Source organism: Halogeometricum sp. CBA1124 (assembly GCF_009741955.1).
Taxonomy (GTDB): Archaea; Halobacteriota; Halobacteria; order Halobacteriales; family Haloferacaceae; genus Halogeometricum; species Halogeometricum rufum.
In genome coordinates this window covers 1-4,552 of sequence record NZ_WPCD01000255.1, presented here as the reverse complement: position 1 = coordinate 4,552, position 4,552 = coordinate 1, and the positions used below count along the sequence as shown (strand labels likewise).

General features: G+C 65.7%; 3 protein-coding genes and 2 pseudogenes. 3 read left to right on the top strand and 2 right to left on the bottom strand.

Features of this window, described 5'->3' with window-relative positions:
• The 3 genes and pseudogenes from GJ632_RS19745 to GJ632_RS19735 form a co-directional block, all read left to right on the top strand.
• On the top strand, positions 1-1,295 hold a 1,295-nt coding region (locus GJ632_RS19745), incomplete at its 5' end, for a chemotaxis protein CheA (RefSeq protein ID WP_197428106.1).
• A complete protein-coding gene (locus GJ632_RS19740; RefSeq protein WP_089806214.1) occupies positions 1,295-2,119 on the top strand; it encodes a protein-glutamate O-methyltransferase CheR in 825 nt (274 codons plus the stop codon). The genes GJ632_RS19745 and GJ632_RS19740, both read left to right, overlap by 1 nt.
• A gap of 17 nt (positions 2,120-2,136) precedes the next feature.
• A pseudogene (locus GJ632_RS19735) lies at positions 2,137-3,020 on the top strand (CheF family chemotaxis protein).
• A 145-nt stretch (positions 3,021-3,165) separates the two neighbouring features.
• On the opposite strand, the gene GJ632_RS19730 reads toward GJ632_RS19735, so the two are convergent.
• Entirely contained in the window at positions 3,166-3,393 is a 228-nt protein-coding gene (locus GJ632_RS19730; RefSeq protein WP_191453829.1) for a hypothetical protein, read from the bottom strand.
• Between the two features lie 153 nt (positions 3,394-3,546).
• Positions 3,547-4,526 (bottom strand): annotated as a pseudogene (locus GJ632_RS19725) (CheF family chemotaxis protein).
• Positions 4,527-4,552 lie beyond the last annotated feature (26 nt).

The window sequence follows — 4,552 nt, the reverse complement described above, 5'->3', positions numbered from 1 at the left end:
GGAGCGACGAGACGGACGACGACGCGTCGAAGCGAGCGGACGAGGCGAAAGAGGAGAAGGACCGCTCCATCTCGGCGGTCAAGTCCGTCCGCGTGGACGTCGACCAACTCGACGAACTGCACGAACTCGTCGAACAACTCGTCACCAGCCGCATCAAGCTCCGACAGGCGATGGAGGGGCAGGCGGACATGACGAGCGGACTCGACACGCTGGACGAGTTGGACAAGATATCCACGAACCTCCAGAACACCGTCATGGACATGCGGCTCATCCCGCTGAAGAAGGTGTTCGACAAGTTCCCGCGCATGGTCCGCGACATCGCGCGCGAACAGGACAAGCGGGTGCGCTTCAAAGTCGAGGGCGAGGACATCGAACTCGACCGGACCATCCTCGACGAGATATCCGACCCCCTGATGCACGTCCTGCGGAACGCCGTGGACCACGGCATCGAAGCGCCGGACGTGCGCGAGGCGAACGGGAAGTCCCGCACCGGGACCGTCGAACTCAGCGCCCGACGCGAACACGACACGGTGGTCATCACCGTCTCCGACGACGGGGCCGGCATCGACGCCGACTCCCTCCGCGACAAGGTCGTCTCGGAGGGACTGGCGACGCGCGACGAACTGAACGAACTCCCCGACGAGGAGGTGTACGACTACGTCTACCACCCCGGCCTCTCCACCAACGACGAGATTACGGACGTGAGCGGTCGCGGCGTCGGCATGGACGTGGTCAAGACCACCGTCGAAGCGCTCGACGGGTCCGTGGGGGTCACCAGCACGCCCGGCGAGGGGTCGGTGTTCACCATCCGACTGCCCGTCTCCGTCGCCATCATCAAGGTGCTGTTCGTCCGCGTCGGCGAACGCGAGTTCGGCGTCCCCATCAAGTACATCGACGAGATTTCCCGGCGACAGGAGGTTCGGACGGTCAACGGGGCCGAAGTCGTCGTCCACGAAGACGACATCTTCCCGCTCATCCGCCTCCGCGACGCCCTCGACGTGGACATCGACGAACGCGACACGGGGATGATCGTCCGCATCCGGCCCGCCGACCGACAGGTTGCGCTCCACTGCGACCACGTCACCCGGCAGGAGGAGGTCGTCGTCACGCCGCTTCAGGGGCCACTCAGCGGGACGAGCGGACTGTCCGGCACGGCGGTCATCGGCGACGGCAACGTCATCCCCATCCTCGACGTGAGCACGCTGGAACTGCCCGACGGGGGCAGGCAGGCGATGCGCGAGTGGACGCCGCCGTCGAACGACGAGTCCGGAGAGGTCGAGGAGGCCGCCGACTGATGGCGAGGACCGAGGCGTCCTCGGACCGGACGTTCCGCGACCTGCTCGACTACGTCGAGTCGTCGCTGTCGTTCGCGACGAGTTCGTACAACGACGCCTACCTCGACCGCCGAATCTCCGCGCGGATGCGCCGCCGGGGCGTCGAGGGGTACGACGACTACCAGTCGCTGCTCGGTGAGGACGACGAGGAACGCGAGGCGCTGTTGAACTCCCTCAGCGTCAACGTCACCAGCTTCTTCCGCAACCCCGAGGTGTGGGAGTCGCTCCGGGACGTCCTCGCCGACATCGCGTCGAACGGGCGCGTCGACGTCTGGAGCGCGGCCTGTTCGGACGGCCGCGAGGCGTACTCGATGGCGATGCTCGCGCACGACGACGACCGAATCGACCCCAACCGGGTCCGGATTCTCGGCACCGACATCAAGCCGGAGATTCTCCGCGCGGCGCGGGCCGGCGAGTACCACGCCTCCGAGACGAACGACATCGAAGAGCAACTCGAACCGCTCTCGGGGAACGACCGCTACGTCGAACGCGACGGCGACGTCTACCGCGTCACCGACGAGGTGAAGTCGCTCGTCTCGTTCAAGCGGCACGACCTGGTGCAGCAACGACCCCCGGACACGTTCGACCTCGTGGTGTGTCGGAACCTGTTCATCTACATCAACAGCGAGGCGAAGGAGGCGATATTCGACACGCTGGGGTCGGCGCTCACGCCGGACGGCTACCTCACCATCGGGATGACCGAGACGGTGCCGCCGTCGTGCCGCGACCGGTTCGACCCCGTCGAGAAACGGCTCAGAATCTACCGGAACGCGGCGGGAAACTGACTCCGTGAGATAACACGATGAAACCTGGCGAGAAAAAGGTCGCTGACACGAACGGACGGTTCCTCCAGGTCAAGCGCGGCGGGCGAAATCTGAACGACGCCAACTGGGCGAACGGTCGCATCCTGCTGTCGAACCAGCGCCTCGTCCTCGCGGGCACCGGCGGGAAGCGGACGTTCCCGCTCTCGACGATAGAGCGACTGGGCGGCCGGTTCGACGTGAACCAGAAGATAGCGACCGTCTCGGACTACCTCTCGCTACACTACAACGACGGCGAAGACGTCGTCCTCGTCGCGCCCAAGGACTTCGACGAGTTCGAACTCGAACTGTACGGCGCGCTGCTCAACTCCACGAAGTTCCTCGTCCGCCACCCCGCCGTCGAGGGGGGCGTCGTCCAGAACACCGAGTGGGAGGGCGCGCGGATGAAAGTCGAGGAGGAGGCCGTCAGCATCGCCACCGTCACCGGGTCGTTCGTCAACATCAGGCTGGACGACATAGGCGACATCGAGATGGGGCGACGCACCGTCCGCGACGAGTCGCGGGAGGTCATCGAAGTCGAGCACTCCGACGACGAGGGGACCAGCCTCCAGACGTACGTCTCCGGCCCCGAACGCCCGGTGAAGATTCTGAAGTCGCTGTTCCGCATCGGCGAGGAGCAGTCCGAGACGGCGCTGGAACTGTCCAAGCAGGACAAGCAGGTGTTGATGGCGCTGTACTCCGGCGTCTCTCCGTTCGACATCCCCGCGTTCCTCGGCATCGACGTGGACGAAGTCGAGGAACTGTTCGTCCGCCTCATCGACCACAACGTCCTCGACGAAGTCCGCGTCCGCCACGAAGTCGAACTCACGCCCGCGGGCGGTCCATCGCCGCCGACGCCATCGACGACCAGGGCGCGAACATGTGACCGACGCGGCGTACGCGAACGCCGCGAAGCGGTCGTCGACCGCTCCTCTCCTGCGGTACGAACCACGCATTCGTCACGAAGCCGAGACCGAGCGGTCCGACCGCGTCTCGGTCTCTCACTCCGAGCGTCGTGCGTCCTCCGAGAGCTACCACAGGTGGCCGCGGTCACGGACCCGCACGTGTTCGACGGTCCCCTCGTCGACGAGTCGCTCTAGCTCCCGCGAGACCGTCTCGAACGGGCGGTCGAGTCGCGTCATCAGATAGTGAGTGTTGACGACGGGACGCGGTGCCGCCGCGAGTTCGGAGACGAGTCGATCGCGCAGGTCGCCGCCGTCGTCGCCGTCGCGCCACTCGTCTCTCCCTGACGGAGCCATCGAACGGTCGTCCGACACGGAGCGTAGTAACTGTATGTCATCGGTAGGTGACTTCCCCCGCCCGGCGAGTCGTTCGTCCGTCGGGTCGGCGTCGGTCGCCCGGACCACCGCTGGTGCGACGCCTCCCGACCTCCGTACGGCGAGAGCGCCGCCTCAGACGTTGACGTCCTCTATCTCCTCGTTGACCACGAACCGCCCCTGCGGCGTCAGGTCGCAGGGCAACTCTTCGTCGGTGATGAGGTTGTCGTCGAACAGTTCGCCGAGGCGGTGGTCGAGTTCGTCGTCGTCGAGGTCCAGCAGCGACGCGATGTCCATCTCCGGGCCGGTCGAGTAGAGGCCGACGAGGACCTCCAGCGTCTCCTCTTCGACTTCGACGTCGCGCACGTCGCTCTTAATCCAGTGGTAGATGAGTCTGAGGTAGCGCCCGAGGATGTTCATCTTCCGGCGCGACCCCATCGAAATCTCCGAGGTGACGGTCTGGCCGTTCTCGACGTGCTGGACCGAGAGGACGAGTCGCTTCTCGTCGTCGATGGTGCGTTCGATGACCTCGAAGAAGATGACGGAGGCGAGGTCTATCTCGAACGGGTCGTCGCCCTCGCCGAGCACGTCGTTGCCGGGGAAGACGACGGACTCGTAGTCGAGGTGGAGTCCCGTCTTTCGCTTCGGCGAGTCCATGACGCGCCCCCCGACCTTGGCGGGATGCTTCACGAGCGTCGTCGACCCGTTCAGCGCCGCGCGGAACAGCAGCAGGGAGAACTTCTCGATTGTCTCGCGGTCGCCGCCGATGACCGTCGTCCGTCGGCGGTTGCCGACGATGTAGCCGACCATCACCGTGTAGTCGAAGAACTCCTCGACCTCGGGGGGCACCTGCCCGACGGCGATGTCGAAGATGGAGGTGACGGGCACCACCGTCTTGGTCTGCGAGGTGGCGAGGATGAGGCGGCGTTCGCTCATCAGAACCCGGCCCTTCACCGGGTCGAACGTCGCGTCCCCGCCGGCGACGAAGTCGCCACGAAGTCGACGATGATGGACTCGCCGTTCTTCGCCTTGCGCAGTTCGCGCTGTCGTCGCTTCTCCGCCTCGCTGTCCTCGTCGACGTCCTCCTGTTTCTTCTGCCGGTACGCTTCCAGCAGGTCCTCGCCGTTCGAGTCCGTGTTCG